This is a genomic window from Cupriavidus sp. SK-3 (assembly GCF_000611145.1).
Classification (GTDB): domain Bacteria; phylum Pseudomonadota; class Gammaproteobacteria; order Burkholderiales; family Burkholderiaceae; genus Cupriavidus.
Genome location: NZ_JFJV02000213.1, coordinates 1 through 26,600, shown reverse-complemented (window position 1 = coordinate 26,600; position 26,600 = coordinate 1). Strand labels below are relative to the sequence as shown.

Sequence of the window (26,600 nt, the reverse complement as noted above, 5' to 3'; positions counted from 1 at the left end):
ACGGCGCGCGTTAAGCGGCCTTAACTAACCGCGATGCCTCTGCCAGCAGACGGTGCGGGGCCATACAACACAGCACGAGAGCAGATTTCTGGTCACCGGGGGCAACGAGGCGGGCGAACGCCCACTTCCCAATGGTAAGCCGTGCCGCGTGGTTCTCACCGCGAGAAATGCTAATTAATTCAATAAGTTAGAATTAGAGATTCTATTTGATGGTCATTTGATTGCGGCGCATCCCACGAGCAGCATACGCCTCTTAGTAAAAGCGTCGCGCGGGCAACTGAATTCGTCATTGTTATATAGCGTAACAATTTAACATAACAGTTGCTGTGTGTCTTTTAGATCATATATTTTGCAAAATTATCGTCCAACAAGGCGTTCCACGCTCATTTGAACTACAATTCGGTATCAACTGATACTAGAGGTGATGCCATGCTGGTCGTCTCGCCTGAGAACATTAGCGCCGCGATGGCGTTATCCCCGCCGCTGTTCTCGATTGCCGAACTCGACGCGGCCGTCCGCGAAGGTCTTCCCAAGTCGGCGCTGCGGGAAATCGTCGACCACGTTGTGCGGACTTCCGAGGAACGACGCGTATTGATGTCCCGTATCGTGCCGGAAGCCACTTTTAAACGTCGCAAGGACCGACTCACCCCGGACGAATCGGAAAAGACAGAGCGGCTGGCGCGCATTTTCGCCACCGCAAACTTCGTCTGGGACGATGAGGAGGACGCACGCGCATTCCTCAATGCCGCCCATCCGCTGCTCGGCGGCAGCAAGCCGTTAGATGTTGCCATGACGGAGCTCGGCGCCAGGCGCGTTGAGGAACTGTTGTGGCGGCTCTTCTACGGCATGTCCGCCTGATGCAGATCTTTCGGATTGCGGACCAACGGCATGAGGTCTGGAACGGCACAGGCGCCATGCTGGTCGGCGGGCGCTTTAATAGCCCGGGGCGGCCCCTGATTTATGGCGCCCTGACATTTGCTGGCGCAATGCTCGAGGTGCTGGTGCATGCCCGCATCGGCAAGGTTCCACGCCGGCATGTCCTCGTCATTGGCTCGGTGCCTGACGACATGTCGGTGGAACGAGCCGAGGTCGCCCTATTGCCAACCGGCTGGGACACGCTGGAAGACCCACGCGCCGCCCGTAGTTTCGGTGATCGATGGCTGGCCGAGAGCCGATCTGCGATCCTGCTGGTGCCATCCGTGGTAGCCCGTCTGGAGTGGATCGCCCTCGTCAATCCCCACCATCCCGATGCGTCGCGCATCCAGGTCTCTACGCCTGAGCCTGTGCAATGGGATGACAGGCTATTCCCGCGACAATCGTTGTAATGATCATCCCGCGATGACGCGCTTTTCGAGCTGGGCAACGCGGTCTGCTATCTGGTCGAGGGCTGGAACGACCACTTCCAGCACGATTGTCGGCGCGCTCGTCTCCTTCAAGGCCCCAACAAAGCGGTCACGCTCCGCGAGCCAAATACGATGACGCTGTTTCAGTTCATTGAGCTTACCGCCCATGCCGTCTCGTTTTGCCCCTTCGATCAGTGCCTGATAGCGGAGCTCCAGCGTCGCCGCATCAGTGAGCAGCGCCGCCAGCAATGACTTGAACGGAGCATTCAACTCCGGCATTTCCAGGTACTTCTTGGTAGGGTTCGCGCGCTCCGCTTCGGCCGCCTCTTCCATGAGGCTCGCGTAATGGTAGAAGCCGGGATAGTCCTGACACAACTTGGCAAGCTGCTGGTCACTGGCACCTACCCAAACACGCTGCAGGTCGGGTATGTGGCCCGCCATACAATGGATCAGCTCGCCTCCCGTAACCCCTTCTCCCGTGAGTTGCCGGACACGTTGGTCCATCGCCGCTGCCATTTTGTGGAATTTTTCCATGGTCATCCAAAGCCCTCCCTTTTAGTACTCGCGCAGGCACCGCGTCCCGTCGGCGATGAAATAGCGAAACCACGCTCAACGGATTCTCGGCATCGTCATCTCCAGAATACCCTAGGCGCGTGTGCAGTGGTGTTCCGGAACCTCCCAAACGTGCCTCTTACCAAAATGGCAAAGCCTCGCTGCTCGCTCTACTGGCCTTCGTCCTCCATGGCGTTGTTTGCCAGCTTCGGCTCGGTCCAACGCCTTAGCGCGCGGCTGACTTGACTTCGGCGGTCGCTCTGTAGAGTAAAAAGCATGCAACCCGACTCCATGCTCATGCTCTCCACTACACAACTCCCCCTGTTTCCCCTCGCGCCAACGCTCTGCAACGATACCGCCGAGCCAGCCCTGCTATTGATGGCCTGCTCCGGCTCGAAGCTCGATCGGGATGCGCGTGCTATCGACCTATACCGGGGCGTCATGTATCAATCGTACCGGGCACACCTGCGCACCGATGCGGCGCCTAGTGTCCTGATCCTGTCCGCGCGTCACGGCTTCCTGCATCCCGACACCGAAATTGCGCCATATGACGAGCGCATGACGCGGCAACGCGCCGACGAGATGATGGCCGACTTGTCGAGCTATCTTCGGCCCCGTGCCTGGCCAACGCGTGTCGGATCGGTGATGCTCGCCGGCGGTGCCGAATATCGGCGCGTCATGCGCGCCGCGCTGGCGCGCCGGTACGGCCCTACCCTGCCTGTCCTGCAGGAATCCTATGGTGGTATCGGCATGCAGCGATCTCAGCTCGGCGCCTTCCTTGCCGGGCTGAAGCCTGCATTCCGCGACCAGATCGGTCAGCATGCCAACGGCACACCGATTTTTCGCGCCTATGGACGAATCGTGGCTGGCGACGTTGCTACCTTGCGCTACCGGGCAGCGCCCGCTCTCCCCCCCCGCCAGGCCCGCGTGCTCTCGGTCTTCAATGGGCCGAGCGGCCCCACCGCTGATGTTGAGGTGGAAGACCTTGTGCGCGGGCGCACGAGAATCTGCCCGCGTTGGGTCAGCGTCGCAGATCTGCACACTTCCACCAAGGAGCCGGCATGAGCGATTTTGACCGGGAGCTGCATCGGGAAGCGGTAGAGCTATGTCAAACGGGACCGGCAACACCCGACAAACTTGTTGCGCTGGCCCACACAGGGCTGAAGGCGTGGGCGAAGATCGGCAATCTCCAGTTCCCGCCCGAAAAGCGGTATGCGCTGCTACTGAAGATCACGCGCTACTGCGTCGACGAATGCCTGCTCGCGTGCTGTTTCACGCAGGAGGATCGTTTGGAGCGGATCGCGGGCATGCTCGATGCCGCCTATCCCCGCTATGCCTGCACCCGCGCAAGGCTCGCCGCGCGCCGCAACCGTTATGGGCGGCCGCGGTTCTGACCTCTCGCCTGCAAGCCATATCCGCCGCATAGCGGCGGCCCGGGGGGGGGGGGGGGGGCAGGGGTGTGGGGTGGGTCCAATTCAGTATATAACAGCGAGTATGGCACAAATGGACTCACTCTGGCTCAGCAATCCCACCCTGGCCTACCGTGACTGGCAGGCGCGTGAGGCGGCTGGCGCTGATCGCCGCCCTTTCTCCGCGCGCTCGATCGTCCAGCACCAGGCGATGTTCGAGAACTTCCGACGACACCTGCTGGCGAGGAGCGCGACCGTTACCTCATTTGGCACCGCCGATATCGAGGCTTTCTTGCAGACGCGCGACGCCAAGTCGTACTCTCCGGCCACACGCATGCGGTACGTGAAGCTGCTGGACCGCCTGTGCCGGCATCTGGTCTTCGTCGGTGTGCGCCTGGACAACCCAGCCGCCCTGATGCTCTCCGCCGAGCACTGGCCAGACCAAGAGCCCACACCCCAGTTCCTTGACGAGGCCGAGGACGCGCGGCTGCAGGCCTATCTTCAATCCCCTGCCGACGATCTGGCCGGCTTGCGTAGCCGGGCGATCGTCGCGATGTTTCTCGCAACGGGGATTACCGCGGCGGAAGCGCGAGCCGCGCGTTTGGGGGACCTAGTCCCGGATGCAAACCCGCCCTATCTCTTCGTGACCGGACATGGGGCGCGGGACGCGCGCACTGTTCACCTGGCCGAATTCGCCGTACCGCTACTTCAGGCCTGGCAAACCCGCCGCGCAACGCTTCCCGTCGAAGGCGACCTGCTTTTTACCCTTACCCCGGATGGCCGCCCCATCACCGACATGAGCTTCGGCCGGATCGTGGCCGCCGCGCTGGAAGCGATAGAATTCGCCGGCGTCGAGCCAAGTCCCCGCACGCTGCGCAATACGTTTTGCCGGCGTCAGCTGCTCGCAGGCTGTACGCACGACGACGTGACCCGGATCTTAGGGCTTGCCAGCAATCGCACCTGCGACCGCATTGCCGCTACCATTTCGGCTTCCCGACGACGAAAAATCCTGAAATCATAGGGGTTTCAGCGCATCTCACTATTGCACTCGCGCTTGCTTTTGCTATTCTTCGCGGATGCGATGTACGCGATATCCCGCGCGCACGCGTTTCTTAATTAGGTACGACTATGGCCACGAAAGCATCCGCGAAGACTGCAACGAAGACCGCCGCAAAGAAGGCTGCCCCAGCAAAGAAAGCCGCTCCGGCTAAGAAGGCTGCCGCAGCCTCCCCGGTTGCCAAGCCGCTGAAGGACACGTTCAACAAGTCGAGCCTTCTCGCCCATCTGGTCGCCCAGACCGAACTGGACAAGAAGACCGTCCAGACCGTTCTGACTCACCTGGAAAACACCATCGTGAGCGCAATCCACAAGAAGGGCGCCGGCGAATTTACGTTCCCGGGCCTGTTCAAGGTGTCGGCGATCCAGGTCCCGGCCACGAAAAAGCGCTTCGGCAAGAATCCGTTCACGGGCCAGGACCAATGGTTTGCCGCCAAACCGGCCAGCGTGAAGGTGAAGGTTCGCGCGATGAAGAAGCTGAAGGACGCCGCAGCGTAATCACGACGATTCCCGCGAACAGAAAAAAACGCCCCGAAATCGCGATTTCGGGGCGTTTTTGCATGGAACATTGCCTGGACGGCGTAGCGACGCGCCGCCACGCCGACTGCCCGGCCGCCGGCAGGTCCTCGAAAGGCACCGCCCGCGAGCGCAACGCGTCGACTGGCCCGGCTCAAGTTTCGGAATCCGAGCGACAACCTCGTCGGCCAACACGTGCATGAGCGCAGCAGCTTTCGCCGGTTCGTCCGAGCCATCGAAGGTGGTACTTTCAACAACGATTACGACCATCAGACCCATGGCTGCTCCGGTTTTTGGTCAGAAGAAAAGGAAAAGCCGGTCCCTTTCGGAGCCGGCCATCGAATGAAATAGAGAAGGCGATTAGGCCCCGGCAGCAAGCGCCGTGACGTCGATCACGCCATCGGCTTCATCAACGAGCTCCGGCGTCTGGGAGATGAAGAATTCTCGCTCATATCCGCCAACCCGCAGCACTTCACGCTTCATCTTCATGAAGGCGCGCTTGCGCTCCAGGTCCAGCGGACCGTCCGCTTCGTCAGTGAACAGCGTCTGAAAGGACTGCTTCGCGTGTTGCGCCCGATACAGGGCGATACCACGCGTCAGGCACTCATTGATCCATACCTTCTGGCCGCCGCTGATCACGGAAAACTCCTTCGAGCTACCGTTATCGGCATCCAGCACCGCAATGGAGAATCCCTCCCGGGCTTCCCCGCTGGCCAGCGTCGTCTGGGTCTGGATCGCGATCGTGAATCGCGGCCCATAGCAGGCGAGCAGCAAGTCATTGACGATGCCGGTAATGGCCGGCCCCGCATCATCGATCGACAACGCGATCACGCCGTCGTTGCCAAGCCCCTTGCCGAGCAGCTTCCACTGCGCGATTTCGTCGGACAGGCGTTGCACCTGCGACTCAAGCGCCGGCAGACCACAAAGCTCTCGCTCGATGCGGTCACGGTCGGTGGCCAGCGCACTTTGACGGCGGATCAATGTTTCGATCTTGCCATCGGCCGCGCTGACCCCTTCCCGTACGCCCGCAATGTGGCGGTCGAGCTCAGCAATCAGCCCAGTCACGTCGGTCACGGCCAGCGCGTCAACCTCGCGCTGCACCGCAGCCAGCTGGGATTCAACATCCTGGAGATCCCGGACGAGCCGGTCCTTCCGTTCAGTTTCCTCCTGCGTCAGGGCTGCCAGGTCGCCCCGTGCCTTCCCAAGCGCAGCGGCGGCGGTGTCAAGCAACGGTCTCTGCGCCGCCAGAGCAGTCAGGCGTTGAAGCTCCTGATTGTCTCGCGCGATGTCTCGCTGCAGGGATGCCACCGCTTCACGAGCCGCTGGCAGGCGCTGCAATGCCGCGTCCATTGGCCTCAGGGCTTCCTGCTTATCCCTGTAGCTGGTACGCAGATTGGTCACCACGATAGCCTGGGCCTCGTACTGGCCTGTCGCCTCGCGGGCTTGCGCAAGCAACGGACACTGGCTGTGCATTGGGTGGCCGCTGCAAGGCACGGTATCCATGACATCGGTCTGGGCCTTGAGGGTCCGCGCCAGCTGTGCCGCCACCGAGCCGCGCTGCTCCATCCCGCGCAGCTCACTTATCAGCCCCGCATGCTGGGTCGCAAGGGATTCGACTTCGGCCAGCTCCCGCTGCCGTTCGGCAAGTTCTGCTTGCCGACGGCCATGGGCCATCTGCACGCCATCACGTTGCGCGCCGGCCGCGGTGATCGCCTCGGATTGAGCGACGGTTGCCTGGCTCGTCGCCAGGGTATCCTCAAGGTCCCGCTGCCGCGCAGTCGCCTTCGCAATCGCCGTGCGATCGTCCATGGCAAGCTGCTGGCCACGTGCCGTCAACTCCCGCTTGCGCTGATGCAACTCGCGCAACCGGGCTTCGATTCCGGCCGATGCCGCCTGCTTGGCAGCCAGCGTGGCACGTTCCTGCTCCAGCTTGCTGCCTCGATTGAGCCGCTCCGTACGATGCGTCCGCTCAGCAGCAAGGGCCTGGTCGATCTCCTGAATCTCCCTGGTCATCGTTGCCACGGTGTCGCGCTTGCCGGACAGCGCAAGCACATCCCGCTGCAGCCCATCCAGAGCACGGCTCAGCGCCTTGGCCACGTCGCCCGCTTTCGCGGACAGCTCGCGCAGGTGATCGATCCCGAGCAGCTCGGCGAGCAGCTTCTTGATCTCGGCGGGCTGGTAGCTTGCCAGCGGCCGCCGGTTCTGCGCGGAAAACACGCTGGTGAAGAAGGCTTCGGCCGATCCGAGCACCGAGTCAAGACAGCGACCGTAGGTGTCGGCCTTGCCATCGGATACGGTACCGTCCGCCAGTTGCACCGGCTTCCAGTCGCCCGTCGCGTTCTTCTCGAACAGGTAGTACTCCGCCTTGCGGCTCTTGCCCGGGTTGCGAAACGCGAATGCCGACCGGTAAACCCTGCCACCGTGCTCCCATTCGAGGTCCTTCTCAGCGCGCGGGGCACAGAGGTGGTCCCAGTACGAGAAAGCGTCGGCCGACATTTTCGTCGCGTGGCTCGGCATGAGCGGGTACGGATGCAGGTTGTCCATGATCGTGGTCTTGCCGGCGCCATTCGGCCCGACAATCGCAATCAGGCCAGCCGGCAGATCGGTCAGATCCACCGTAACGCTGTCCCGGTGCATGCCGTCGCGGATACCGTGGAAGCCGGCGAGGGTCAGTTTCAATGGGCGCATTCAACGACCTCCGTGCCAAAGGAGTGGAGATAGTCAGACGGCAGCTCCATAGCGTCGCCATCAAACACTGGCATCTCGGCCACGGCCGGCACATCCTGCTCCGGCAGGCCAGTGATCGCGCGTTCAACCGAACGCACCGCCGCTGCAAACTGAACTCCGGCCATTCGCAGCAGCGCCTTCCAGTCGTCCAGGCCGGTCATGGCCCTGAGCTCCAATGCGCTCCACTGTCCGGCAAAGCCGTTCGAGAACGACCAGATAAGGTCTTGCAGCTCCTTGGACGGAGCCACGGAGTACCAGGTGTTGCCACCGTCGGCGGCGATCGCCATGACCAGTATGTGATCGCGCTTGGCAATCACAGCGCCGCGGCCGCGTCCGAACGGCTCATACATCATGCATTGCGTGAACTGGTGGTTCTCGCACAACCGCTTGGCCAGATCCGTACGGGTCATGGCACTTTCCTCAACATGCAGCCACTTCGGACCGGCGTGATAGAGAATCATGTTGCACTCCAGGGATTGGACGGAGCGCACCCCTGACGGGAAGCACCCCGTCAGGGTAAATAGAAAGGAAATGGATACTGCTGGATCGATGCGTCAATGACGCGGGGTGAAACCGGGTTTCGACAGCCCTCACGGCTGTCGGAACATGGCTCGCACGTTCGGAGGGTTAGGCGGGTTGCCCCGCGAACAGGTCATCGGTGAGCCAGTCCATACTTGACTGGTCGGCCAGCGGCGCCGAGGCGAGAACCGCCAAGGAGTCCGGGCTCGGGTCGGAGCGTTCAACGCCGCTTGGTGTCCCTTCCGCTCGGGTAGGTCCTTCCGCACCAGCCTCACACAGTTTGGCCAGCACGCCGTCGGCGATCGACTGCGCCTCGAGCGTTTCCAGCATGGTCAAACGGTCCACCAACGGGGCAGTGTCAACGCCGGTCAGCTCACCCCAGCGGAAGAGCTTTTCCGGCAGGCTGGCGGCCCGGCTGATGCCTTCGGCGCGGCTACGCACGGCCGGCAAGACGCGCGCCTCGATCTTGACCTCGGCGCTTTTTCCGAACAGCGCAAGAACCGCGTCACGGTCGACCAGTTGACGATGCTCCTCGTTGACCGTCCAACGAATGCGCACGAACTTGTCAGCGGCTTCCATGGCAATGTCGGCAAGCCTTGCCATGTCCGGCGGGCCGTCGAAGTCCACACACACCGTCTCGCGTGCAGGCGTGGCCACCAACGAGGCCGTGGCATGTCCGGGGCTCACCTGCCACTGCAGGTATCCCTTCTCCCCGATCTCGCCATAGTGGAATCGCCCGATGGAGCCGGGATATGCCACTACCCTGCCCTCCCGCTCCCATTGCTGAGCGCGGTGGATATGGCCAAGCAGAAAGGCGTCACACTCGGCCTCGAACAGCGCGCCGATGGTGAACTCATGATCGAAGCCGGCCATGGGTACGCCGTGCTCGGTCTGGCAGCCATTCACCGTGCCGTGTGACACGCCGACCGTAGGCACGCCAAATGACCGCCATTGGCGGTTGATAGCCCCTGCCGCCGCTAGGTAATGGGCAAGATAGTCGCCCACCGCCGTCGCCGCATTGGCCACGCCGGCGGCAGCAGCCAGTACCGCCTTGTTGACGGTCGGCACGCAGGTGAAGACAACTTCGGGCATGCCGTGCTGGGGCAGCAACACGTCGATTTCAGCGGTCGAGAAAAGAGGCCCGTCCGACGGTACAAACTGCCCCGCGCACAGCGCTACCTGATGGATGCGATCGGCTACGTATACGGGATAGTGCACACCGATGAGTCGGAACAGGTCTAGCGTACCTGGGGGTTCATGACTATAAGTGCCCTGCAGGAGCAGGACGGGCATGTGGGCCGACAGCCGATGAATCCGGCGGGCCAGCGCGGACAACGCTGGCGTGTGCGCGTCAAGGCGATGATCGGTGGCGTCTCCCGACACGACCCCGACGTGGCAGGCCGACGCTATCGCATCGTCGACCGCGAAGCCAAAGCAGCGGTCTGCCTCGGCCAGATGGCTGGGCGAGTAATGCAGGTCTGAAAAATGACCCAGACGCAAACTTTCGTCTTCGTTGAGCATGGAACCTCCTATGGATAGGGAATGTGCCGGCGGAATAACCAGCGAAGCGAAAAGAAGCATGGACGCCATCGGGCGTCCATAAGTCGAGCCGGCACGCAGGCCAGGCTCAGGGAGAGATCTCGGCGGCGATAGCCTTGACCTGCTCGCGGTATGCGACCGGGTTGTTCGCCAATGCATTGCGCATGTCGTTCACCACCTGCCGAACCGCTTCGGGCCGCTTCGTCCACCCGGCGCCAAAGCTGTTCTGCAGAAATACGCGCAGATCCATGCGATCCTGCTCGTTGCCAAAGCCGAGGCGCCCGGCGAGTTCGTTGAACTCCGCGGCCAGGTCTTCTTCAGCCACGTGCTGGGCTTGCACATCGGGAAACGTGCGCCCTTCTTCTTGCAAAAGATCGCCTGAAGACTCACGCTGCTGTGACGTATCCGGTGTGCCCTCGAGCGCGGCGATCGCGTGTTGCGCGGCTTCGACATGCGAGAGTTCCGGCCGATCGGAGCCGTCGAGCAGCCCTGCCAAGTCAAGATCCGCATCGAGGGTGATGAGCCACTGCATCTGCCGCACCGGCTTGCCGGATTCGGGATCGATCCGGCTGATCTCGACCTCTTGTTTGCTCACAAAGAACTGGACCCCGACCAGACGCCCTCGCGCAAGCGCGACAGTCTGCATGGCCGCGTGCGCCTTCTGCAGGACGTAAATTGACGTTGTCGGCAATTCGATCAAGCCCAGGCCCCGAGTGCTTGGGACCGCGAACAAGAACGAGGCGGACAGATTGCAGAAGCCCTGTTGGTACTGCGGGCAGCTGTGTGGATCGCACCGGCCGTCCGGGATGGCCTCGTCCTGACGGAGGACGACTGGTCGACCACCCCACACGCGCTTCGCACGATTGGCTCGCGCATCGCGTTGCACCAGCGCGTAGGTCTTGCAGTAGCGCAAGCCGTCCGGTCCGTACTCCGAAAAGAACTGCCTGCCGCTGGCCGTGTAGGTCACCAGCTCATTTGGCATGTTGCGCAGCCAGTCATCGAAGGCGAACACCACGGGGAAGCGCCATAGCTTCAGGCCATTCCCATCGCCGCGGTCTTCGCCGTAGCGCTGCAGGATGTCGTCGGCCACGGCAGGATTCGCGAAGTCCGAGCCCCGGCAGGTAAACCAAGGCACGTTCTTCGGCACGAGGGCGTTGCGCAATTGGGTCTCGCGCTCGATCTGGATGCCGATCGACTCAAATGAATGCCCTTGGGCAAGCATCGCGTCGTGGATTCGCACCGCTTCAGGATTCTCCCGGGCCTTGCGGGTCAGGACTTTGATTCCCGGCCGGATCTTGCCGATGAGGGGCGGCCGCATGGGCCGCTCTTCTAGAAGGCTTCTCGGTCCGTCGAAGCCGCTGTAGGTGATGGGTGCATGCATGCGTTCTTTCTCCTTTCTGAGAGAAATCGAACGACGTTCGCCCGGATGGACGCACCATGCTCCCGTAGGCGCAAGGCTGTGTCTGCCCCGCGCTGGGTCGTTACGGTGGAAAGGAAGGCCGCACGAGCGGCTTCCGGAAGACTGGCGACGTGTGCCGCCTCACAAAGGTTTCGCCAGGCTGCCGGCATGTCCTTGTACATCGGACGCCGACGAACCAGCATTGCCGCGATGGCGGCGGAAATCTCGGAATCGTGGTGCATGGCATCTCCCCGAAACAGGCTTCTCACAAACAAAGAAAGCCCGCGTCCCGGGTGCGCCGGAAAGCGAGCTTTGTTCGTGAGACCTGCATGCCACGCCCCTTCCGGGGGCGTGGCACTCAGGGAGCAGCGCGCTACGTACGCGCCGCTCATGCTGAGGACGTAAAGTCGTCCTCGTGCAGCATGGTCACGCTGCACAACAACCCATTTCGCGAACCCACAGGTTCGGCCGCAGGTTCACGGATCGGCTCGACGTCAGCCGTTCTGCCTAGGAGGGGCCTGGAGAGAGACGCCACATGGTCCCAGGCTCGAACGGTGTCCAGCGTGCACTCATGAAGAGGCACAGCGAAAGACGCGTATTACGAGCTGATGAGGGAAGTGTTCGGCGAAAACACTTATCACAAGGAATATCCACACCGGTAGCCAGCCGGTCGGCGCGTGCGCAAATGGCACGACTTGAAGCAAAGGATGGACTCGCCAGGAGTCAGGGTCGATGCGTCAGTGACGCGAGGTGTGAGTGAATTGTGGCATATCAGCACCCGGAAATAAGTCAGAAAGCTCGCCAATTATGTGTCGCTTTCTCCGGGCATGTGTGCAGTATTTTGTCTCAGAATTCCTGCTGAGAGAGATCCCACCACATGAAACATGGCCGAACCTTCCCACCATCTGCCCGATGGCGAGCCGCGTCCGATACCGCTGATATCGTCGCGGGACGCGCCTTCTGACACCACCGCAGCCGACGCCGGACCCAAGCCCATCCGCCGGATGCTCAGCGAGGGACGCGTCGCCAAGATCGTTCCTCAAACGGACAGCGGCACAGAAGTGTCCTACTGCACCGACTTCGTACGGAACTTCCTGCGCAGCGACTACAACTACATCACGTCCAAATTCTCAGTGGCCAGCAAAGGCAAGATCCTCGCCCTGGACGAGGCCTTTCGGGCGGCGCAGGAATGGATGGACGCGAGGCTGCAGTGGATTGAGCGGCAGCCAAGGCGGCATCTCAGCCTCAGGTTCGACCAACGGCAGCTCGTGGTGACACACTCGCTAGCCGGACGGCTAATCCGGCTGCTTAACCAGCACGACAGGCTCTTTCACCGTGCGCTCGGGGCATACATGGCCCAGTCCATTACCGACACTGAGAAGGACGAAGCAATTGTTGGCGCCGCGAGACAAATCCGCGCGATCCACCGGCTTTGCATCCCCGACAACGACTGCTTCTCCCCCGACGGAAAGCTGATCGATCAAGCCTGATACACGAAAGACAGTATGGACATCAAGGAAATCGAACGCCTGCACGCGCACTACGCGGAACCGCCCGTCACGATCGAACTGGCCCGGCCCGGTGCCGTGAGCCTTAGCGCCTCCTTGGCGCTGCCCCCACCTCACACGCCGTCCGGCAACGAGCCGGTGCCCGTCTGGGCGCGGATCAAGCCGATCCATTGGCAGGGCCTTGGCATTGTGCTGATTGCCGTTCTCGCCTTCGGCGGCGGTCGATGGCTCGCGTCGGGCGAGACGCACAAGCGCCCCGAGTCGTCGACGGCAGCCGCTTTGCCAGCGGCCAATGCGCCAGCTGAAGATGGCGGCCACGGATGGCCCGCGTCGCAGCCGAGCGTCGCGCAGCCAGCCGCTGCACCTGTCCCCTCACCCTCGGCTGCGCCGGCGGTCTCCGCGCCCGCGCCTGCGGCGAGCTCAGCAGTCGCTGCCGAGGCCCGGGCGAAGCCCCAAGCGCCCAAGCAGAACGTGGCTGCGCCGGCGCCCACCAGGCAGCAACAGGCCTCCCCCGCACAGACCGCGCAAGTAACCCCAGCATCCAGCCGCGGAAACGAGATCAAACTGTTCTGACTCCAGATATGACCCAGCAACGAACTTTCAGCTTGATTCAAGCGGGCCTCAGCATCCATGGGCACATGGCCTGCGATCACGGCGTCAGCTGTTTTGGCCTGGTCGACGGCGATTTGCGTTCGTCCCGAGGCTTGGTCCATATCGGTGCGGAAGGGCTGATTCGTGGCACCGTTGAAGGCGATCACGTGCTAATTGATGGCACCGTCGAGGGAGATGTGGCGGCCCGGATTTCCTTGCATATCAATGGTCGTGTGAAAGGCCGGATTGCCTATGCCGGTACCATCCGGCTTGGAACCTCTGCAGCCTTGGAGGGGAACATTTCGCGCGTTCCCACCCTCACCTATGGCGACGCTCTGGAGTCGACAATCGAAGCCACCGCGCCGACGACGGAGGCCGAGCCGGCGGCAAAAGTATGAGCATGCTCAAGGCAATTTTCCGGAAAGCTCGCACGTAAGCGTCGTCTTTCTCCCAAAACGGTAAAGAACAAGGGCCCGACACGCAGACGCGTCGGGCCCTTTCCTTTTTCATTCACTCAGTTCCCGCATGCTCACGATCTCTTCGATAGTAAAGAGATTTCGGACCGTGATCCACGGTCCTCGGCTGCCTCGCGCGTCAATGAAGGCCACAAGCGGCACGCAGCTGTCAATGATGCATTGAAATGTCCGACCGCCATGCACCGAGTCTTCGATCGCGTATTGCTTGCCGTGGCGCAGCTCGAACGCGACATTGCCTTGCGACAATCGCATGCCCACAATTGCAGATTGCACGGGCATTGCAACAATCGGGAGCCAGTCGTCAAACGGCGAGGAATGTCCGTTGTGGGCAACTGAAAACCACTCGTCGACACGCAGGGCGATGCCATGTCGCGGCAGGCGGTCGACGTCCGTCACTTGAAGCTGGGGTTCCAAAGCTCGCTCCTCGGCCTGCCGGCAACCCGCGCGCCGCCTTTGGCAATGGTCCAGCCGCTCACTGCGACTGGCACCTGCCGTTGTTTCGGCGACGCGAATAGTCCGACCACATACTTCGGATTGAACAATGCTTGCTGACATAGGAATCCAAAAAGAAGAGCCCCGGGCGCGCCGGGGCTGGAGCCTGCTACGACCACTTCGGTACCCACCATCGGCACGTTTGTGGCTCGCTTGAGGGTGACAGGAATTGACAGCTCAGTAGTGACTTCGTTCCAAGCGCCCCGGCCGGAGCCAGGGCTTAGGTCAAACGATCACCTCTACGCATTCACCGAAAGGAGGTGCGGCGATGCGGTCCAACGGCGTGACTGAAGCCCAGAGGGCTGGATAGGCCGGTGCCGCGGCAGGGAACGCCCCATACAGGTCCGTGAGGTAGACGAGGAAGGCGGGCTCGATTCCCTCCTGCTCCAGATATACGAATGGCGGCTTAAAGCTAGTTCCTCCCCCACCCTTCAACGGCCGGAGATCAACCACCTCGTCACGCTCGAAAACCTGGACCTGCGAGACCCGCGTATCGCAATCGATGACGATGAGCCGAGCCGGCTGCAGCTGTTGGTGCAGCGCAATAATCTCCGCCGCAAACTGCCGCTGCGTCTCGTCGAAGACCGAGCCGCTGGAGTCGCGCACGAACACCGCGTCTCCCACCGCTTCGGAATGCAACGACGGCAGATAGAGGCCCAAATGGGCATAACGACGGTTGGGCACCTTCCAGCTGTAGTCCGACCGGGCCGCCTGGGCGGCGAAGCGGTGCAGCACCGCTCGCCAGTCAACAGACGGCCGAAGCGCGGCTTCCACCAGGTGCTCAAGGTCGCCAGGCAGCGCGCCGCGCATCTTGGCCGCTTTCGCAGCCTGATTCACGGCTACGCGCCATTCGCCCTCCACCGTCGGCCGGTCCGCGCCCGTGTATTGCCGGACCTCGCCACATCCTGTCGACAGTGGTGCTGGCTGCTGGCCACTGGCTTGCGGTGACGACCCAGTTCCCGAGCCGCCGCCCGCCGCGGCATCCGGCTGCTGCGACGATTCTTCCTGTCGCAGCATCGCGTAGATTTCCTCAGCCGACTTGCCCAGGTATCGCCCATCCAGCAAGACGCCCTGAGGCAGCTTGAACTGGGCGTTGAGCACCAGCGGGTTCACCGCGTAGTCACACGCGCGGTTCCACCGCTCCTGGTCCCGCGCGCCCATGCGCCAACAATGGCCATTGGCCACGTGGAGCACTTCGTGCGCGAGGACGCCCCGCAGCTCGAGGTCATCCAGGGACGTGACATACGCCGGGTTGTAGCCCAGGCGCACGCCATCGACCCACAGGCTCTCGCAGGCAGGATCCTCAACGAGGGCCAGGCGCAGGGCCAGCGCACCGAAGAACGGTTGCGATAGCACCAGCGCCGCGCGTTGCTTCACGATTCGCGCATGCATGGCAACCTCACGCAGCAAGCAATTGGAGCATGGGCATGTCGCTCCGCTCGCGCGTCATCGCCGGCTGCGGGCCGCCCATGAATGCGGCCATCTGCGCTTCGATTTCCATCGCGCGCTCAGTCACGTTCAGCCGCAGCAACGGGTCATCCTTGAGCTGCGCCCCGGTGTAGCAGGCAAGCTGATCCTGAGTCTTGGCGAGGATGGCCGCAAGCGCGGGGTCGTCCGAGAAGTTCAGCTTCGGCAGCAGCGCACTAAGCTCACGCAACTTGTCGGCCACGTCAAGCCGCACGTTGCCCTCCCCGTACAGGCGGTTGGCGAAGTGTTGCACGGCCTCATACAGACGGCCGACGAGGTCGTTGTTGGCCGTTTTCACAGCGCCCATGACTCGCGCGTCCATCTGATCGCGGAGGCCTTGTAGCACGTCGGGCGGCAGATCGATGCCGAACTGGCTAGCATCGGGGAAAGGCAGCACGGAGAAGCGGATACCGAACTTCTTGCGCAGCTCTGCCTCGGTCGGATAATCCGCCTCGTCGAAGAGACCGTTGAGCGCGACCCGTGCTTCGTCCTTCAGGCGCGGATAGTCGGCCAGGAACTGCGCCGTGGCGCCGTCGAACTCGTCGCGCAGGGCACGCAGCTTCTCAGCGACCTCCATGTAGACGGTCGTGGGCAGCAGACGCACGCCCAGCTGGTCGTAGTCGAGCGAGTGGCTATCGAACAGCGAGCGTGCACGATTGCCAATGGCGCAGACCTCCTTGTAGGACGTTGCACCGTCGGTCAGCAGCCGCTTGTTGAAGCGACCGATGTCCTTGGCTTCGTGCTTGGCCTCCACCTCCTTCGTAGCACGGGTATCGAAGCGACGTGCGCGCCAGACGGAGATGTTGAGGGTCGACAGCATGACGCGGGACGTCAGGTTGGTAATGTTCATGATGAATCCTCAGAGGGATGTGCCGCAAAGCGGCAGCGGAAAGGAAAAAGGCCGACTCGGGTAGACCCGAGCCGGCCGGCAGATGTGTTGCTGTTGCAGAAAGGCGGCTTTACTCGCCGCGGATGTGAGCCCCGATCGGGCCGCCCTGCGCCACGATGAATGCAGGGGTGCTGGCGATCGACGCATCGCGCTCCACGGCGTCCCGCACAAGAAGCACGGCAAACTCGCCGAGCCCCGCTTCGTGGAGCCGGTTCGCATAGACCATCACGCGATCGAAGTTGTTGGCGTTGGCCAGGCGCGCGAGCGCCGTGGCAATGCCGTACTGCACCGCGACATCGGTCGGGATCGGTGCGGTGGCGGGCGCCGCAAGTACGCCATCCGGAGACGGCATCTGGCGGAATAAGCGCTTGAACGAGACAAACTCCGTCGCAGCGCCCTCCCCGACAGCGCCGGCGAAGGCTACATGCTCGAGTTCGGCAGGCACCACCTTCGACAGCTTGCCGACCATCCCCCAGCTTCGGGGGCTGGGAAGGTTCTCGATTTCCCGGGTCCGGTCTTCGGACAGCAGCAGATCAGGCTTGAAGCGCAAGAACGCGATCAGCTCCGGCGGCTGGTTCGTTGCTACCGCCCAGCGCGTCCAGTCCTCGACCGAGGTTGTCAGTTCCACGATGGTCGCGAAGCGCGACTTCAGCGGATCGAGAATGTTGGAGACACCGGCGTTGTCGACACGGCGGTTGGTCGCGGCAACGAAGGTGACATGTGGCGGCAAAGCATGCTCGCCGATCCGGCGGGCCAGCAGCAGCTGCATTTTGGCTGCCTGGACGGCTGGCGCCGCCTGGCCCAGGTCGTCGATGAACCAGACCATTGGCCGCCGTGCGTTCAGGGCACGCTCCAGATCCCCAAAGGGCAGGAAGCGTGCATGGGCGCCGTCGGATGACGGGAAGGGCAAGCCCTTCGAGTCGGTCGGATCTTCGACCACGGGATGAGAGATGAGCAGCTCATGGCCAGCGTCCGCGGCGGCCTGGGCGACGAGATCGCTCTTGCCGATGCCAGGCGCACCCGTCACGAGGACGGGCAGCGTGTCCGGAATGCAAGCAGCAAGCAGCTTCTGCAGTTGGGAAGGACTGAGTTCCATGGGATTCCTTAGGGGGATCCCACAGGCCGTCCCCACAGGGAGCGGTCCCTGTGGGGAGGTTCAAGAGATGGCCGGCAGGCCGGCGTTGGGGTCGATGCGTCCAGGACGCGGGTGAAACTGTGTTTGGACTGATTCCGATCAGTGCGAACACAGCTCGCGATAGACAGAGGCTAACTGACGACGTGACGTTCGGTGCCGCTGAAAACTCGCACCTTTGCTATGTGTTTCAGGGAAATCCCCCGGCCGCTTGGCCAGGGGTAAGTTCATTCAGGCTGCGAGCGCCCTGGGCGTTCCGGCCTGCGCCAGCTTTGCCCTGGCATAGGCCAGCGTGCCATCCTTGGCGCGCAGGCGTCGGGACATGCTGCGGCGCGGATCGCGGATGTGATATTCGCGCGCGCGGCCGCGCGGCACATCGACGATCTCCGAGAAGCCCTCGGCAATGCAGAAGTCCACGTACTCACGGCCATTGAGTACCTTCCCGCTCTCAAGCCGCCAGTTCGACGCCTCAGCCCGCGTGCGGGCATCCTCGAAATCCTGCAACGCCAGCCGGTTAGCTTTCGCGGCCGCCGCCTGCTGCTCCCAGCGTTGTTGCTCCGCCGCGGAGAAGCCGCACATCTCAAAGATGCGTTGGCGACGAACCGACGCCGTGCATTGCAGCAGATCGACGTCGAGCTCTTCGCGCAAGGCACGCTTGGAGTCGACATTCCAGTCCTTCGGATTGTCGAAGATATGCAGAAGCGTGGCCACGTCCCGTTGAAGGACCGCCAGTGCAACCTTGTTGGGCCAGTCGAAGCTGGTCGACACGCGAGCATGCACCGCGCGCCTGGCAATATCATCGAAATGCCGCTGGCTGATCTCCAACGCTTCGCGCTGCGCTTTCGCCCTATCCATCGTCGCATGGAACTGCCGCTGCGTGATGAGGTGATGAATCCGCGAGGCAAGCGCAGAGACGGGCGCTGCGGCCTGCCCCTCCGCCGGGCGCGCCACAGGGGTGGGCCGTGGTGCAAGTACGCCAGCCTCGTACAGGGCGTCGTCCATGTGCACATCGGTGCCGTCGGCAGGGACGCGTCGAACGATCGCCAGGAGCTTCGGCGCGTTCTGCGGCGTGATTGCGATCTTCTCAAGTCGCAGGAGACGGCAGAGAGCCTGCAGGTGATGGGCCGGCAGCGCGCCACGCAGTGCAGGCACAGCGATCAGCGGCTCCAGCCAGTCCAGGTCCGACCGCCCGAAGCGCGGATTGTCGCGGTACGTGTTCAGCACACACTCACGAAGCTTTTCGCCTCGCAAGAGCGCGTACGCGACGTGCACTTCATGACGGGCGTTCGGGATCTGCGCTGGGTCGTACAACGGCCCGTTGGTGCCATAGCCAAAGCGCCGGACAAATTCGGACTGCACGTACTGCGCAATGTCGAAGGGCCCCGACTTCTCGAAGAGATCCGCCGTCTGGAACAGCGGTCCGGCCGCGCCTTGTGACAAGTCGATGGCTTCCTCCGGGAAGTAGGCCAAGCGGCCCGCCGCCAGTACGGCACCCCAGGAGGCACGACTCATTTCCTGCGGCCGCAGGACCTTTCCGCCCACGCGCACGAGGAAGCGATCCACCTCATCGATGACCCGCGCGAGAATCGAACGGGCGCTTCCGCCAGGACGAACGCCGAGCTTGCCATGCGACAGGCACACAACGGGGATGTTGCCGCCCTCCACGTGGCGCACCGCGATCTCTTCGAAGCGCGGCTGGGCCGTCTCGCCTCGGTCGTCGTTGAGCAGATGCAGCACGCCGGCGAGCGTCGTGCGAGTTTCGGCACGCTGGCCGAGGGTGATGACATACATGATGTGCTCCAGGACGGAGCACGCCCCTTCGGGGACGTGCCCCGAAAGGGTTGGAATGGGATGTAGTGCTAAGCGAAGGCGGCCATGCGCGGGGTCGGACGGGACCGGCTGGCGACAATCCGGGCAGCCGCAACCTGCGACAGCAGCTCGGGACACGTGATGCGCCAGATAGAGCCGCCCTGGTCGCAGCCTGCGGTACCGCGGCCCGTGTCAGCGAACTTGCCGGTGGCAAGCAACGCCGCTTTCAGGTCTGCGGGCAGGTTCCAGTCGGCCGCCACACAGAATTCGCCGGCGAGCAATGGCGCCTCCGGCAAGTTCACGCTGAGCGAGGCATAGGGCATGCCATCGTCAGCGCAGACCAGCTGGAGTGCCGGGCGCAGGTTCGAGCCATAGAGGCCAACGCGCACCAGCACGCCAGCAGGATAGCTGGCCGAGCCAGCGCCATAGACGATGTCGTCCATTGGGGATACTCCTTTGGGAGGGAGCCGCCCCATCGGGACGACGCCCGTGTGGGTCTGGAAATGAAAACGCAATCCTTATGTGGAGTGCGTTCATGCGGTGAGCCGATTGGATCGGCGCTTGCGGACTTGCGACCGCAAATGGCTGGGCCTGGACGAAACAGCGCTTAGTCTTTGTGTACACGACGACCGTTTCGGTCTGCCCAGAGCAGGAAGGCCGAGATGGCACCGCCGAGAATCAATACAAAAAGGCCGAGAGTCATAGCTCAGTCTCCTTTGGAAAGAACTGTGCCGACGAGAAATAGTGCAGCGCCGACGCCGACGAGGCAAAGTACGTCGGTTAGGGCGATCAGCGTCCATACGTTGCTAGACCCCACGTAGACGCTGGCGCCGATGAGCGCAGCGGCTGACAGCGTGTGTGCAAAGCGGCCAGACTGCTGCCGCTGATCCTTGGTTGGAGCCGTAACAGCCTTCCAGGCTTGCTCCAGCAGCCTTTGCCGATGCCGACGCGAGCGGTCAAGCTGGTAGACACCAACTTCAACCGGCTCCAGCGGATAGCGATACCCGTCCTCATGTGCGACGAGGGCATGCCCATCACCTGCAGCCCTGGCTCGCTTTACAAGCTCAAGCAATCGTGAGGGCAGCGTCACGAGCTCAGACATCGGCTCGAACTGCGCCTGACCGTTGATCTCCTCGCCTGCCGTCGATGTGAATGTGACCTTGATAAGAGTCGTCATGATGATCCCTCAGCTGCGCCGACCGGCAACCACGCGAAGCGTGGTCAGCAGATTGGTATAGCCCTCATCGGTGGAGAGTGAAGGCAAGTCGATGGCGTTGTTGCTGCCACCGCTGAGGTCATTGCGACCGCGGCACGTCCGATAGGACATGCGAATGCCGTCGGCGCCTGGCCGATGCTGGATCTCGAGCAGCAACGATTCCGTCTGAAGCGCGAACACGGCCACCTCGCGCCGGCGTTGACGATGCTCACGGATCGTGTAATCGCGTGGGCGCAATGCCATGTCACCGGCAAAGCGGCGCAGCATGCGGCATGCGTCGCGACGCAGCACCAGGCATGCTGCCGGATTGCCGGGAGCGTGGGGACGAAGAAGAGACTTGGGAAGCTTCATGGATATCCTCGAATCAGATGGGGACATCCCCTCCCTTGTCGGGACGAGTGTCCCGCAATGGGTTGGTCCGGAGTTGCCGGACAGTGGGTCGATGCGTCGATGACGCGGGTGAAAGCGACTTGCCGAACCCCAAGGGGTTGGGCAAGCCCTCCCGGGCTTGCGAATGGATAGGCCTGGATATCAGGCAATATCGAACATCTTGCTGATCGCGCGGACAGTGTCCCAAGCTTGGCGCTCGGACAGCATCTTGCCGACCAACAGTTTCTGGGCAGTGGTGACCAGGTTGGACGCATCGTCGGTATAACCAACGCGGTCAACGAAGACCGCCCATCCTTCCGACCAGCCACGATGCACGGAGACGGCAAGCCGTTCACGTGCACCGAACTGGGGCCACTGACGGGACGACTTCGGACCGTACAAGGCTTCGTTGTCGTCATCCATAAAGTTGGCGGCGTTCAGCCATTCCGGCTCGAGCCCAGCACTGCGCAGTTGCCGACGGATGCCATCCGCGACTTCAAACATGTATTTCCCTTTCGTTTCGATCGGGGTAATGGTGATGGGTGATGCTTCTGCAACGTCGAACATGGTGAACTCCAGGTCGCGACAGAGCCCCCCGCGCGGGAGGCCCGCGTGGGGAAGGTGAAAGAGACGAGGCTCCGGACTGGAGCCCGTTAGCGAGTCAGGCGATAGCCACCGGCACACGAGACGAGGTACAGCTGCTCGCCAGTGACGAACTGCTGATCGGCATCCTGGGTGACGACGATTTGCCGGCCGTTGTCCGTGCGGACAATGACCTCAACACCGTCGCGGCGGCCCAGATGGTTGGCCGCCGTCTGCGCGATCACCGCGGAGACGGTGCCCGACAAGGCGCCAGCCAGGTAACGACCGTTGCCGTTACCAATGACGCGAGCGCCAAGGACCGCGCCGACAACGGCACCAAGAACGCCAGGCACGCCGGTGTTTGCGGACATCAATCCGTCGCTGTCGACAATCGTGACCGGTCGGACCCGGAGGACCGTGACAGCTTCGGCACCACCACGGCGCAGCGCTTCGGAACCCCGATAGGTGTTCGGCGAAGTCGGCTGTGCAGCGCAGCCGGTGAAAATGGCGCAGCAAAGGAAAAGCAGAAAGAATCGCTTGAACATGATGGCCTCAGGGGAAAAAAAGGCCAACATGCCCACGGGCAGGAAGGCCCGTAGGTGGGGAGAGAAGAGTTGTCCGGCTATACAACCGGAAGGGTCGATGCGTCTGAGACGCGGTAGGTAACGTAATGGTAGCAGGCTCGGCGGAGAATGTGGAGCGGTCCGGCTACACCACACCGCCGAGCTCGCGAGCGAGACCATCCAGCACGACTTCTGCAAATATCTCGCGCGAGAGCCTCGATGGCTCGCCGCCGTCTTCGGCTGCGACAAGCGACAACACAGCGTCTACGACATTGAGCCACGGCCCACGGCGCGCGCGCACAGCATCGCCACCCGAAATGGGTGTTGTGTGCTGCGCGCGCGACGCTGTAGCCTCGAAGCCGGATAGATCGAACTTGGGCCGCCCGTCTCTGCGCTCTTCGCAGAAACACGCCAGAAGAAATTCGGCGTGGTGCTCCAGCGACTGGCCATTCGCCCATGCGAGTTCCTGGATCCACGCCCGCACACTTGGTCGCAGGTGAAGTTGCAGGTAGCTACCCGCAAGCCAGTTCTCCAGGTTCGGATCGACCGCGTAGTCCGCGAACTGCCAACACCAGCCATCGCCGATTGCGTAGAGGTGCTGTTCCTTGCCGTCCACCACGGCGATCGAGGGACGAAACCATTCAACTTGCTGATTTTCGTCGAAAAGGAACGCCTGCCGGCGCTCCACGTAGACAAGGTTCGGCATGGCCGCACAGAGTCCGTCGCCGTCTTCGCGTGTGAACATAGGGACCGGAAAGCCGTTCCACATCGTGCCGTTCCAGTAGGCGCCGACCGCTGTGTTGTCCGGCAGCCAGCTCCCGGTCACGAAGATGCGACGATAAGCGCGCGGCGTGTTGGAAGAATGGCTCATGAAGTGCTCCAAGGTAAGAGATGGAGCACGCCCGCAGGGCTAGTGCCCCAAGGGGTTGATGAAGGTGGTTCGCGCCAGCGGCGCGGGTATAACGGTCAAACAGGCCCCGGATTAATGCAACCCGAACGCGCCAAAGGGAAAAGCCATCCCCAACAACGCGGAGATGACGGGCTCAACCGGCTCGGCGCGGGGCGGGTTTCGCCCGCCGCTTCGGCTCCGGGGGGGGGTTCCCCCCCGCCGCTTCGGCTCGGGGAGGTGATACCCGAATCGTTCCCAAGCCTGAGGATCAACTGGCAGCGGGTTCGTGCGACCAACCGCCAGATTCACGAACGCGCCGCAGTACTGCAGGGTGCCCGTGCGAAACAGCGTCCACAGCAGGTTGTACGCTTGCACCGCCATCGCCTGGTTGATGACCAGCGACTGCTTGCTAAGTGCTTCGGCCATGGAGCACGACGGAGCCGTGTCCTTCTTGTCCCCTTTCGGGTCCAACAGCGCCGGAAAGAGATCGCCCACGTGAGGCAGTCGCTCAGCGGCCTTGCCGCGAACCTGACCGAGGATGACCTGGCCACTGTCCGACTCGTTGCCGCAGTCAAGATAGTAGCCACCGGTCCCCCGGCTCATCGCGCCCAGGATGGCCTTGCGAGCCTTACGTGTGTCGACGCACCCGACCACCATGTCGCAGGTAAAGCGATCCCGGCTACCAACGCGACAGACGCGCGCTTCCCAGCGCGTGCCCATCAGATTGTTGAGCCGGTTGACCAGCAAAGTCGCCTTGGGCTGACCGACGTCCACGGGATAGAAGCCCTGGCGGCCGACATTGGTCTCGCTGACCGTATCGTCATCGTAGACCGTGCACTCGATGCCACCGGGGTGGCCCAGCTCAAGCATGGCGTGATGCAGCCGCGCCAGATTGGGAAGCAAGGCGCTGCCGGTACCGCCAGCACCAACGACGACGACATTCCAGGCGCGTCGGGTCATGACCTCGGGAATACGATGCTCGATCATGACACGACCTCCAGGCTGGCAGCTGCGTACCACTCTGCCGGCACGCTCTCCACCGCCTCGAAGATGCCCTTGGCACAGAGCCTCAGGGCCATGGAAGGGACAGGCGCAGCGCAGTTGCCCAACACGAACGCAAACTTCACGTCGTGCTGGTCGTCCACATCGTCCGTCGACGAGAAGTAGGCCGGCGATCGGCCATGGGAGTGGCAGTCCACGACCAGCACATCATCGTCTGCCAGCGCTGGCCGGTCATACTTCAGGTGGCCAGCACTGTGCTCGAGGATCTGCACTGGCACCAGCCTGAAGGCCTGGCTCGTAGTATTCCACACCACCCACGCACCCGTTTCCTTGGGATACGCGGTGCGCGCCATTTCGGCAAACTCGCCGATCAATCGTGCGGGAATGCGGCCGCACAGAAGATCGGTCTCTTCGCTCGCGTTGCCATACGGGATGGTCGTGCGATGCTGGAAACCGCCGAGCCGGCGAACGACCTTTAGCCAGGGCCGCGTGATCTCGAGGAACACACCGTTGGCTGCGATGAGCAGCCGTTCCCCCGCCCGGGTCATGGGTTCGAGCGTGGAAAGGCGCGGAACCATGATGGACGGGAAGGATTGTTGCAGGGTCACATCAGCAGGATGCATGGTCAATGGTCCAATTTGCCGGCGATCAGATCGGCCAGCGTACGTTTCATGGGGATGAGAACCTGCCTCGGGTAGTCCGGAAACTTCCCGTCAAGCATGTCCTTCCAGAAGGCGTAGGCGCCGCGCTTGTACTTCACGCGCTGGCCGCCGTGGTTGGGATGGGTGAATGCCGAGTTGAAGAACCCGGATTCCCAGCCTGCAATGGAGGCGACGTCGATCTGCTTTGGCACATGTGCGCTCCCAATGCAGATCTTCCCGTTGTCCCACGTATTGAAGTAAGGCGGCTCGAAAAGCACCGTTGCCGACACCGGCCGCTCCTGCCCGGGCAGTGCGAAGACACGGAACCCCGTGTGCGACGCCTGGAAAACGAGGGCCGGATGCGGCACCACGGCGCTGCACTCGCCAAGCTCCTTGCAGTTGAAGAACACACGGCGATGCGCTGCTGGACTCCACCACGTCACTGCGGCGGGGCTGATCGACAGCACATTGGGCGTCAGGAACTCGCCCTTTGGCAACGAGGCCTCGGCGACCTGGCGCACCGCTTGAATCAGCGCCAGCCGATTGAGCGGCGTGCCGGCCCCGATCACAGGGCGGCCGGTGTTTCCGTCCGTTTCAATTCGATGCGCAGTGGCATACGAAAAGTCTCCGACAGCGCGGCCATAAAGCAAAATGGCCCCTTGCAGGACCACGTCATGCGACCGCGAAGTGGTCAGGATCTCGGCCATGGGGGCCCTCCTATGAAGAAATGTGTGTGAGCACGCGGTCAAGCGCGCCGATGATTTGCAGCATGTCCGCCATATCGCGGAACTGCTGGCGGATCGCCGCGGCGTCGTCTGCAAGAGGAATGAAGCACTGGAACATCGTGGCGTCGCCAGCGTTGTTCAGGCATTCATAGTGGTCGTCAAGGATCTCCGACACATAGTCACTGGGACGATAGGCGATGGTCGCGGCCGAATAGGCCGGCTCCGCCCATTGGGCGCCGGCGATGGCCGACCGCTCCCCCGCCCTGGCCAGCAGCAGCCGAAGGTCGGCGAGCGCCGTACAAAGCTCGCCCAGCCACCCACTATGCAAGCGAGCCAGAGCGCGCAAGTTGCGCGGACCCAGCTCCCGCAGATGCGCGGAAGCCGCATCAACGTGCGCATACAGTGGCAGGGTGTCGTCCGGTGCAAGCTCGGCGCGCACCACCGACGGCAGATAGCGCTCGATGTCGGCTTCCTCGCCGCCGAAGTTCTCTTTGAGGAACTGCCGGGCGTTCTCATCGTCGGCCAGGGTCGCGTCGTGATCCCAATGCCAGCGGGCGAACTGGTCCAGCAGCATGTCAGGCGTACGGACGAACAGCGACTTGCCGCACGCGGCATTGATCAGGTTCATTGCGGTGAAGAGCAACGACGGGTGGGCCGCACGAATGGCTTGCGCCCGCGCTTCCCCGATCGCATAGACCTCCTCGCCGGGCAATTCGATGGCCAGGTAGAGCGGCGCTTCAAGCCCGTCTTCCCAGCCGAACTGCATGACCTGGTCCATGGCAGCGCCGCGATCAATCAGCGTCACGCCGAACTGCAATCGCTGACACGTTGGGATTCGCTTACCCAGCCATGCGAACATGGCCTGTGCGAGAGCATCCCCCGCACTGGTCGGGTTCGACACATCGCTAGCCCTTAGCATGCCGGCCGCAAACTGCGCGAGCACCAGATCCACGACCTCCATCTCATCGCCATAGGTGAGGCGCGCAGTAGCTGGTACAGAGTCTGGAAGCTTCGGCAGCGTCAGAAAATCATGGGCAGGCCGACCTCCGGCAGCGGGATGCTTTCGGTGTGGCGTCCATGCGGGTTGCTGTCCCGGATGGATGTCAGGAACAAACGACCGAGGATCGAACAACATTGTTGGGTCTCCTCAGAATGTACAAAAACCGCCCCTTCGAACTTTTACCTTAAC

At 62.6% G+C, this 26,600-nt stretch carries 30 protein-coding genes and 1 pseudogene; 9 read left to right on the top strand and 22 right to left on the bottom strand.

Going from position 1 to position 26,600, the window contains the following annotated elements; translation table 11 throughout:
- The first annotated feature begins 429 nt into the window (after positions 1-429).
- Positions 430-858 (top strand): antitoxin Xre/MbcA/ParS toxin-binding domain-containing protein, encoded by a 429-nt coding sequence (locus tag CF70_RS20840; protein WP_035868898.1) that lies wholly within the window; start codon positions 430-432, stop codon positions 856-858.
- Entirely contained in the window at positions 858-1,325 is a 468-nt protein-coding gene (locus CF70_RS20835; protein WP_035868895.1) for an RES family NAD+ phosphorylase, read from the top strand. Before CF70_RS20840 ends, CF70_RS20835 begins: the two co-directional genes overlap by 1 nt.
- Before the next feature lie 3 nt (positions 1,326-1,328).
- Here CF70_RS20835 and CF70_RS20830 read toward each other — a convergent pair whose 3' ends face one another.
- Entirely contained in the window at positions 1,329-1,883 is a 555-nt protein-coding gene (locus tag CF70_RS20830) for a transposase (RefSeq protein ID WP_152561865.1), read from the bottom strand.
- Between the two features lie 89 nt (positions 1,884-1,972).
- Positions 1,973-2,053: pseudogene (locus CF70_RS39015) on the bottom strand (hypothetical protein); the annotation flags it as partial.
- A 118-nt stretch (positions 2,054-2,171) separates the two neighbouring features.
- On the opposite strand from CF70_RS39015, the gene CF70_RS20825 reads away from it, so the two are divergent.
- From CF70_RS20825 to CF70_RS20810, 4 genes are all read left to right on the top strand, one after another.
- Positions 2,172-2,960 (top strand): DUF6884 domain-containing protein, encoded by a 789-nt coding sequence (locus CF70_RS20825; protein ID WP_235185135.1) that lies wholly within the window; start codon positions 2,172-2,174, stop codon positions 2,958-2,960.
- The gene (locus CF70_RS20820; RefSeq protein WP_035868889.1) at positions 2,957-3,289 is read left to right on the top strand and encodes a hypothetical protein; all 333 of its coding nucleotides are present in this window, start codon (positions 2,957-2,959) and stop codon (positions 3,287-3,289) included. Before CF70_RS20825 ends, CF70_RS20820 begins: the two co-directional genes overlap by 4 nt.
- Before the next feature lie 109 nt (positions 3,290-3,398).
- Complete coding sequence (locus CF70_RS20815) at positions 3,399-4,325, top strand: tyrosine-type recombinase/integrase (protein WP_051648702.1); 927 nt, start codon at positions 3,399-3,401, stop codon at positions 4,323-4,325.
- A 107-nt stretch (positions 4,326-4,432) separates the two neighbouring features.
- Positions 4,433-4,858, top strand: coding sequence for an HU family DNA-binding protein (locus CF70_RS20810; protein ID WP_035868885.1), 426 nt, complete (start codon positions 4,433-4,435; stop codon positions 4,856-4,858).
- Positions 4,859-5,236: 378 nt separating this feature from the next.
- Here CF70_RS20810 and CF70_RS20805 read toward each other — a convergent pair whose 3' ends face one another.
- The 5 genes from CF70_RS20805 to CF70_RS39175 form a co-directional block, all read right to left on the bottom strand.
- Complete coding sequence (locus tag CF70_RS20805) at positions 5,237-7,564, bottom strand: AAA family ATPase (RefSeq protein WP_035868883.1); 2,328 nt, start codon at positions 7,562-7,564, stop codon at positions 5,237-5,239.
- The gene (locus CF70_RS20800) at positions 7,552-8,064 is read right to left on the bottom strand and encodes a hypothetical protein (protein ID WP_035868880.1); all 513 of its coding nucleotides are present in this window, start codon (positions 8,062-8,064) and stop codon (positions 7,552-7,554) included. The genes CF70_RS20805 and CF70_RS20800 overlap by 13 nt, the downstream gene beginning before the upstream one ends.
- A gap of 166 nt (positions 8,065-8,230) precedes the next feature.
- Positions 8,231-9,643, bottom strand: coding sequence for a metallophosphoesterase family protein (locus CF70_RS20795; RefSeq protein ID WP_035868877.1), 1,413 nt, complete (start codon positions 9,641-9,643; stop codon positions 8,231-8,233).
- 106 nt (positions 9,644-9,749) lie between these two features.
- On the bottom strand, positions 9,750-11,042 hold the full coding sequence (locus CF70_RS20790) for a hypothetical protein (RefSeq protein WP_035868875.1): 1,293 nt from the start codon (positions 11,040-11,042) through the stop codon (positions 9,750-9,752).
- Positions 10,991-11,230, bottom strand: a complete 240-nt coding sequence (locus CF70_RS39175; RefSeq protein WP_422646241.1) for a DUF7696 family protein — start codon at positions 11,228-11,230, stop codon at positions 10,991-10,993. The genes CF70_RS20790 and CF70_RS39175 overlap by 52 nt, the downstream gene beginning before the upstream one ends.
- Positions 11,231-11,944: 714 nt before the next feature.
- Here CF70_RS39175 and CF70_RS20785 point away from each other — a divergent pair.
- The 3 genes from CF70_RS20785 to CF70_RS20775 are packed head-to-tail and all read left to right on the top strand — an operon-like array spanning position 11,945 to position 13,557.
- Complete coding sequence (locus CF70_RS20785; protein WP_051648701.1) at positions 11,945-12,550, top strand: hypothetical protein; 606 nt, start codon at positions 11,945-11,947, stop codon at positions 12,548-12,550.
- A 15-nt stretch (positions 12,551-12,565) separates the two neighbouring features.
- Positions 12,566-13,141: a hypothetical protein gene (locus CF70_RS33890; protein ID WP_051648699.1), complete on the top strand. Its 576-nt coding sequence runs from the start codon at positions 12,566-12,568 to the stop codon at positions 13,139-13,141.
- A gap of 8 nt (positions 13,142-13,149) precedes the next feature.
- Positions 13,150-13,557: a bactofilin family protein gene (locus CF70_RS20775; protein WP_035868872.1), complete on the top strand. Its 408-nt coding sequence runs from the start codon at positions 13,150-13,152 to the stop codon at positions 13,555-13,557.
- Between the two features lie 108 nt (positions 13,558-13,665).
- Here the strand turns inward: CF70_RS20775 and CF70_RS20770 are convergent, their stop codons facing one another.
- The 15 genes from CF70_RS20770 to CF70_RS20700 all read right to left on the bottom strand — a co-directional run bounded on the left by CF70_RS20770 (position 13,666) and on the right by CF70_RS20700 (position 26,546).
- Complete coding sequence (locus CF70_RS20770) at positions 13,666-14,049, bottom strand: hypothetical protein (RefSeq protein WP_035868869.1); 384 nt, start codon at positions 14,047-14,049, stop codon at positions 13,666-13,668.
- Positions 14,050-14,352: 303 nt separating this feature from the next.
- Positions 14,353-15,519, bottom strand: coding sequence for a DUF2201 family putative metallopeptidase (locus CF70_RS20765; protein ID WP_035868997.1), 1,167 nt, complete (start codon positions 15,517-15,519; stop codon positions 14,353-14,355).
- Positions 15,520-15,526: 7 nt separating this feature from the next.
- On the bottom strand, positions 15,527-16,444 hold the full coding sequence (locus tag CF70_RS20760) for a hypothetical protein (protein ID WP_035868864.1): 918 nt from the start codon (positions 16,442-16,444) through the stop codon (positions 15,527-15,529).
- 109 nt (positions 16,445-16,553) lie between these two features.
- Positions 16,554-17,579, bottom strand: coding sequence for an ATP-binding protein (locus CF70_RS20755; RefSeq protein WP_035868863.1), 1,026 nt, complete (start codon positions 17,577-17,579; stop codon positions 16,554-16,556).
- 267 nt (positions 17,580-17,846) lie between these two features.
- Positions 17,847-19,406, bottom strand: a complete 1,560-nt coding sequence (locus CF70_RS20750) for a hypothetical protein (RefSeq protein WP_035868859.1) — start codon at positions 19,404-19,406, stop codon at positions 17,847-17,849.
- Between the two features lie 68 nt (positions 19,407-19,474).
- The gene (locus CF70_RS20745) at positions 19,475-19,867 is read right to left on the bottom strand and encodes a hypothetical protein (RefSeq protein WP_035868857.1); all 393 of its coding nucleotides are present in this window, start codon (positions 19,865-19,867) and stop codon (positions 19,475-19,477) included.
- A 263-nt stretch (positions 19,868-20,130) separates the two neighbouring features.
- A complete protein-coding gene (locus tag CF70_RS20740) occupies positions 20,131-20,601 on the bottom strand; it encodes a hypothetical protein (RefSeq protein WP_035868853.1) in 471 nt (156 codons plus the stop codon).
- Positions 20,602-20,610: 9 nt separating this feature from the next.
- Entirely contained in the window at positions 20,611-20,991 is a 381-nt protein-coding gene (locus CF70_RS20735; RefSeq protein ID WP_035868851.1) for a hypothetical protein, read from the bottom strand.
- 180 nt (positions 20,992-21,171) lie between these two features.
- A complete protein-coding gene (locus CF70_RS20730; RefSeq protein WP_035868848.1) occupies positions 21,172-21,576 on the bottom strand; it encodes a hypothetical protein in 405 nt (134 codons plus the stop codon).
- An 86-nt stretch (positions 21,577-21,662) separates the two neighbouring features.
- Positions 21,663-22,136, bottom strand: a complete 474-nt coding sequence (locus tag CF70_RS20725) for a glycine zipper 2TM domain-containing protein (RefSeq protein ID WP_035868846.1) — start codon at positions 22,134-22,136, stop codon at positions 21,663-21,665.
- Between the two features lie 163 nt (positions 22,137-22,299).
- Positions 22,300-23,025, bottom strand: a complete 726-nt coding sequence (locus CF70_RS20720) for a hypothetical protein (protein WP_035868843.1) — start codon at positions 23,023-23,025, stop codon at positions 22,300-22,302.
- 111 nt (positions 23,026-23,136) lie between these two features.
- On the bottom strand, positions 23,137-24,030 hold the full coding sequence (locus CF70_RS20715) for a PRTRC system ThiF family protein (protein WP_235185134.1): 894 nt from the start codon (positions 24,028-24,030) through the stop codon (positions 23,137-23,139).
- Complete coding sequence (locus CF70_RS20710; protein ID WP_035868840.1) at positions 24,027-24,668, bottom strand: PRTRC system protein A; 642 nt, start codon at positions 24,666-24,668, stop codon at positions 24,027-24,029. Before CF70_RS20710 ends, CF70_RS20715 begins: the two co-directional genes overlap by 4 nt.
- Before the next feature lie 2 nt (positions 24,669-24,670).
- Positions 24,671-25,393 (bottom strand): PRTRC system protein B, encoded by a 723-nt coding sequence (locus tag CF70_RS20705; RefSeq protein WP_035868837.1) that lies wholly within the window; start codon positions 25,391-25,393, stop codon positions 24,671-24,673.
- Positions 25,394-25,403: 10 nt separating this feature from the next.
- Positions 25,404-26,546, bottom strand: coding sequence for a PRTRC system protein F (locus tag CF70_RS20700; RefSeq protein ID WP_035868834.1), 1,143 nt, complete (start codon positions 26,544-26,546; stop codon positions 25,404-25,406).
- Between the last annotated feature and the right edge of the window lie 54 nt (positions 26,547-26,600).

What these genes read in the sequence shown, in the direction of transcription:
- CF70_RS20840 (WP_035868898.1), top strand. Translation starts at nt 430, where the DNA reads ATGCTGGTCGTCTCGCCTGAGAACATTAGCGCCGCGATGGCGTTATCC.
- CF70_RS20835 (WP_035868895.1), top strand. Translation starts at nt 858, where the DNA reads ATGCAGATCTTTCGGATTGCGGACCAACGGCATGAGGTCTGGAACGGC.
- CF70_RS20830 (WP_152561865.1), bottom strand. Translation starts at nt 1,883, where the DNA reads ATGACCATGGAAAAATTCCACAAAATGGCAGCGGCGATGGACCAACGT.
- CF70_RS20825 (WP_235185135.1), top strand. Translation starts at nt 2,172, where the DNA reads ATGCAACCCGACTCCATGCTCATGCTCTCCACTACACAACTCCCCCTG.
- CF70_RS20820 (WP_035868889.1), top strand. Translation starts at nt 2,957, where the DNA reads ATGAGCGATTTTGACCGGGAGCTGCATCGGGAAGCGGTAGAGCTATGT.
- CF70_RS20815 (WP_051648702.1), top strand. Translation starts at nt 3,399, where the DNA reads ATGGACTCACTCTGGCTCAGCAATCCCACCCTGGCCTACCGTGACTGG.
- CF70_RS20810 (WP_035868885.1), top strand. Translation starts at nt 4,433, where the DNA reads ATGGCCACGAAAGCATCCGCGAAGACTGCAACGAAGACCGCCGCAAAG.
- CF70_RS20805 (WP_035868883.1), bottom strand. Translation starts at nt 7,564, where the DNA reads ATGCGCCCATTGAAACTGACCCTCGCCGGCTTCCACGGTATCCGCGAC.
- CF70_RS20800 (WP_035868880.1), bottom strand. Translation starts at nt 8,064, where the DNA reads ATGATTCTCTATCACGCCGGTCCGAAGTGGCTGCATGTTGAGGAAAGT.
- CF70_RS20795 (WP_035868877.1), bottom strand. Translation starts at nt 9,643, where the DNA reads ATGCTCAACGAAGACGAAAGTTTGCGTCTGGGTCATTTTTCAGACCTG.
- CF70_RS20790 (WP_035868875.1), bottom strand. Translation starts at nt 11,042, where the DNA reads ATGCATGCACCCATCACCTACAGCGGCTTCGACGGACCGAGAAGCCTT.
- CF70_RS39175 (WP_422646241.1), bottom strand. Translation starts at nt 11,230, where the DNA reads ATGCCGGCAGCCTGGCGAAACCTTTGTGAGGCGGCACACGTCGCCAGT.
- CF70_RS20785 (WP_051648701.1), top strand. Translation starts at nt 11,945, where the DNA reads ATGGCCGAACCTTCCCACCATCTGCCCGATGGCGAGCCGCGTCCGATA.
- CF70_RS33890 (WP_051648699.1), top strand. Translation starts at nt 12,566, where the DNA reads ATGGACATCAAGGAAATCGAACGCCTGCACGCGCACTACGCGGAACCG.
- CF70_RS20775 (WP_035868872.1), top strand. Translation starts at nt 13,150, where the DNA reads ATGACCCAGCAACGAACTTTCAGCTTGATTCAAGCGGGCCTCAGCATC.
- CF70_RS20765 (WP_035868997.1), bottom strand. Translation starts at nt 15,519, where the DNA reads ATGCATGCGCGAATCGTGAAGCAACGCGCGGCGCTGGTGCTATCGCAA.
- CF70_RS20760 (WP_035868864.1), bottom strand. Translation starts at nt 16,444, where the DNA reads ATGAACATTACCAACCTGACGTCCCGCGTCATGCTGTCGACCCTCAAC.
- CF70_RS20755 (WP_035868863.1), bottom strand. Translation starts at nt 17,579, where the DNA reads ATGGAACTCAGTCCTTCCCAACTGCAGAAGCTGCTTGCTGCTTGCATT.
- CF70_RS20750 (WP_035868859.1), bottom strand. Translation starts at nt 19,406, where the DNA reads ATGTATGTCATCACCCTCGGCCAGCGTGCCGAAACTCGCACGACGCTC.
- CF70_RS20745 (WP_035868857.1), bottom strand. Translation starts at nt 19,867, where the DNA reads ATGGACGACATCGTCTATGGCGCTGGCTCGGCCAGCTATCCTGCTGGC.
- CF70_RS20740 (WP_035868853.1), bottom strand. Translation starts at nt 20,601, where the DNA reads ATGACGACTCTTATCAAGGTCACATTCACATCGACGGCAGGCGAGGAG.
- CF70_RS20735 (WP_035868851.1), bottom strand. Translation starts at nt 20,991, where the DNA reads ATGAAGCTTCCCAAGTCTCTTCTTCGTCCCCACGCTCCCGGCAATCCG.
- CF70_RS20730 (WP_035868848.1), bottom strand. Translation starts at nt 21,576, where the DNA reads ATGTTCGACGTTGCAGAAGCATCACCCATCACCATTACCCCGATCGAA.
- CF70_RS20725 (WP_035868846.1), bottom strand. Translation starts at nt 22,136, where the DNA reads ATGTTCAAGCGATTCTTTCTGCTTTTCCTTTGCTGCGCCATTTTCACC.
- CF70_RS20720 (WP_035868843.1), bottom strand. Translation starts at nt 23,025, where the DNA reads ATGAGCCATTCTTCCAACACGCCGCGCGCTTATCGTCGCATCTTCGTG.
- CF70_RS20715 (WP_235185134.1), bottom strand. Translation starts at nt 24,030, where the DNA reads ATGATCGAGCATCGTATTCCCGAGGTCATGACCCGACGCGCCTGGAAT.
- CF70_RS20710 (WP_035868840.1), bottom strand. Translation starts at nt 24,668, where the DNA reads ATGCATCCTGCTGATGTGACCCTGCAACAATCCTTCCCGTCCATCATG.
- CF70_RS20705 (WP_035868837.1), bottom strand. Translation starts at nt 25,393, where the DNA reads ATGGCCGAGATCCTGACCACTTCGCGGTCGCATGACGTGGTCCTGCAA.
- CF70_RS20700 (WP_035868834.1), bottom strand. Translation starts at nt 26,546, where the DNA reads ATGTTGTTCGATCCTCGGTCGTTTGTTCCTGACATCCATCCGGGACAG.